The 3479-nt window shown below is 54.5% G+C and carries 2 tRNA genes and 2 rRNA genes; all 4 read left to right on the forward strand.

The window, feature by feature from the left end:
* Positions 1–110 (forward strand): 16S ribosomal RNA (locus tag RCO31_RS34510); the annotation flags it as partial.
* Positions 111–323: 213 nt separating this feature from the next.
* Positions 324–400, forward strand: a tRNA-Ile gene (locus RCO31_RS34515).
* Positions 401–451: 51 nt separating this feature from the next.
* Positions 452–527: transfer RNA gene (locus tag RCO31_RS34520), tRNA-Ala, on the forward strand.
* A 445-nt stretch (positions 528–972) separates the two neighbouring features.
* Positions 973–3479 (forward strand): 23S ribosomal RNA (locus RCO31_RS34525); the annotation flags it as partial.

Here is a 3479-nt window from a genome sequence, read left to right on the forward strand (position 1 = left end):
GACGGTGCGCTAACCAGCAATGGAGGCAGCCGGCCACGGTAGGGTCAGCGACTGGGGTGAAGTCGTAACAAGGTAGCCGTAGGGGAACCTGCGGCTGGATCACCTCCTTTCTAAGGATGATCCTTGGTACGAAGTGCCCATCTTCGGATGGTGCAGTTCTCTCGGATCTCTTCAGAAACATTCAGGGGCCATCGATCGCCAGATCGTTGAGCTCCATTGGCGGGACGCCGCCGTCTTCGTTTCTCTTTCTTCGCGGACGAACACGCGCCAGGGGCTGCGCCTGTGCTGCATCTTGATGCTGGCACGGAGCCTCTCGTCGTTAGGGGCTTGTAGCTCAGTTGGTTAGAGCGCGCGCTTGATAAGCGTGAGGTCGGAAGTTCAAGTCTTCCCAGGCCCACCACTTCATCTGACGTGCGTTTCAAGACAGCTCGCTGCTTTCGTTCTCTGGTACGGGGCCATAGCTCAGCTGGGAGAGCGCGTGCTTTGCAAGCATGAGGTCGTCGGTTCGATCCCGTCTGGCTCCACCAGCCTTCGCTCCTTCGGAGCTTCGGCTCGGTAGGCCAACGAAGACGAAGGCTAGCTAACGACCTCGTAACCAGACCATAGTCCGCGAAGACAAACAGTTTCGCATGCCCCACTCCGGATGGAGCGGCATGCGTGATTTCTGACATCGTGAAGAGGAGATCGATCCGAGTTGGGTCGTGCGGAGCAATTCGCGCGGATCCTTCACTATCTCCAGATCGTTTTCGGCGCTTGCTTCGTCGTAAGATGAAGCGAGTTGTAAAACGATCTTGTTGACGAAGCTTGACCGCCTCGTCATCGGGCCGATCTTATGAAGCAAGCTGGTCTTTCTAATCAGTGTCCAGCTGCGAAGAGCGTGCGTTCGTCGAGGGCGCACTGCATCAAGGGCAACTTTGAAGCGGCAATCGCAGCTAACATTCTGCCGAGTGTGTGGACATTGATAATGAGAGCAATCAAGTGCCTTAAGGGTGTTCGACGGATGCCTTGGCGCTGAGAGGCGATGAAGGACGTGCTACGCTGCGATAAGCCGTGGGGAGCTGCGAAGAAGCTTTGATCCACGGATTTCCGAATGGGGAAACCCACCTTCGATAGCCGGAACTCCAAGACCTTGAATCTTAAGACCTAGAGTCGCGAGATTTGAGTTTTGGGGTGCGTGAAGAACGTGAACCAGACCGCGAGGTCTTGGATTTCCGGTTATCAAGAGAAGGTATGAGACTTCCGAATAAAATAGGAGGTTTTAAGCGAACCCAGGGAACTGAAACATCTAAGTACCTGGAGGAAAGGACATCAACCGAGACTCCGTTAGTAGTGGCGAGCGAACGCGGACCAGGCCAGTGGCGAATGTAAGACAACCGGAACCTGTCAGGAAAGCAGGGCCTTAGAGGGTGATAGCCCCGTACGGGTAATGCAAGCATTCGTCCTTGAGTAAGGCGGGACACGTGCAATCCTGTCTGAACATGGGGGGACCACCCTCCAAGCCTAAGTACTCCTCAGCGACCGATAGCGAACAAGTACCGTGAGGGAAAGGTGAAAAGCACCCCGACGAGGGGAGTGAAAAAGACCTGAAATCGGACACCTACAAACAGACGGAGCTCAAGATTCGTTCTGAGTGACGTCGTACCTTTTGTATTATGGGCCAGCGACTTAATTTAACGAGCAAGCTTAAGCCGATAGGTGGAGGCGTAGCGAAAGCGAGTCTGAATAGGGCGTCAAGTTCGTTGGATTAGACCCGAAACCTAGTGATCTAGCCATGGGCAGGTTGAAGGTGGGGTAACACCCACTGGAGGACCGAACCGGTGTCTGTTGAAAAAGACTCGGATGACCTGTGGTTAGGGGTGAAAGGCCAATCAAACTGGGAAATAGCTGGTTCTCCGCGAAAGATATTTAGGTATCGCCTCGCATGAATGCTTCGGGGGGTAGAGCACTGGATGGGCTAGGGGGACTTACCGTCTTACCAAACCCAACCAAACTCCGAATACCCGAAAGCAATATGCGGGAGTCACACGGCGGGTGCTAACGTCCGTCGTGGAGAGGGAAACAACCCTGACCTACAGCTAAGGCCCCTAATTCGTGGCTAAGTGGGAAAGGATGTGGAAATCCCAAAACAACCAGGAGGTTGGCTTAGAAGCAGCCATCCTTTAAAGAAAGCGTAACAGCTCACTGGTCTAAATAAGGGTTTCTGCGCCGAAGATGTAACGGGGCTCAAGCCACGAGCCGAAGCTTAGGGTGTGCGCGCAAGCGTACGCGGTAGCGGAGCGTTCTGTAAGCCTGCGAAGGGCGACTCGTGAGAGCGCCTGGAGGTATCAGAAGTGCGAATGCTGGCATGAGTAACGACAAACACTGTGAAAGACAGTGTCGCCGAAAGTCCAAGGGTTCCTGCGTAAAGTTAATCTGCGCAGGGTTAGCCGGTCCCTAAGGCGAGGCCGAAAGGCGTAGTCGATGGGAATGCAGTGAATATTCTGCAGCCAGTGGATGGTGACGAATTCCGTATGTTGTTCGACCTTACTGGATTGGTCGGGCCTCGAAGGGGTTCCAGGAAATAGCCTCCACATCAGACCGTACCCGAAACCGACACAGGTGGACTGGTAGAGTATACCAAGGCGCTTGAGAGAACTATGTTGAAGGAACTCGGCAATTTGCCTCCGTAACTTCGGGATAAGGAGGCCTTCACTTCGCGCAAGCGGAGTGGAGGGGCACAGACCAGGGGGTGGCAACTGTTTAGCAAAAACACAGGGCTCTGCGAAATCGCAAGATGACGTATAGGGTCTGACGCCTGCCCGGTGCCGGAAGGTTAAAAGGAGAGGTGCAAGCCTTGAATTGAAGCCCCGGTAAACGGCGGCCGTAACTATAACGGTCCTAAGGTAGCGAAATTCCTTGTCGGGTAAGTTCCGACCTGCACGAATGGCGTAATGACTTCCCCGCTGTCTCCAACATAGACTCAGTGAAATTGAATTCCCCGTGAAGATGCGGGGTTCCTGCGGTCAGACGGAAAGACCCCGTGCACCTTTACTGTAGCTTTGCACTGGTATTCGTGACTGTTTGTGTAGAATAGGTGGTAGGCTTTGAAGCTCCGGCGCCAGCTGGGGTGGAGCCGCAATGTGAAATACCACCCTAATGGTTATGGATATCTAACCGCGTCCCCTCAGCGGGGGCCGGGACAGCGCATGGTGGGCAGTTTGACTGGGGCGGTCGCCTCCCAAAGAGTAACGGAGGCGTGCGATGGTAGGCTCAGAACGGTCGGAAATCGTTCGTCGAGTATAATGGCAAAAGCCTGCCTGACTGCGAGACCAACAAGTCGAGCAGAGACGAAAGTCGGTCATAGTGATCCGGTGGTCCCGTGTGGATGGGCCATCGCTCAACGGATAAAAGGTACGCCGGGGATAACAGGCTGATGACGCCCAAGAGTCCATATCGACGGCGTCGTTTGGCACCTCGATGTCGGCTCATCACATCCTGGG

It is taken from the genome of Bradyrhizobium sp. LHD-71, assembly GCF_031157255.1.
In the GTDB taxonomy this organism is placed as follows: Bacteria; Pseudomonadota; Alphaproteobacteria; order Rhizobiales; family Xanthobacteraceae; genus P52-10.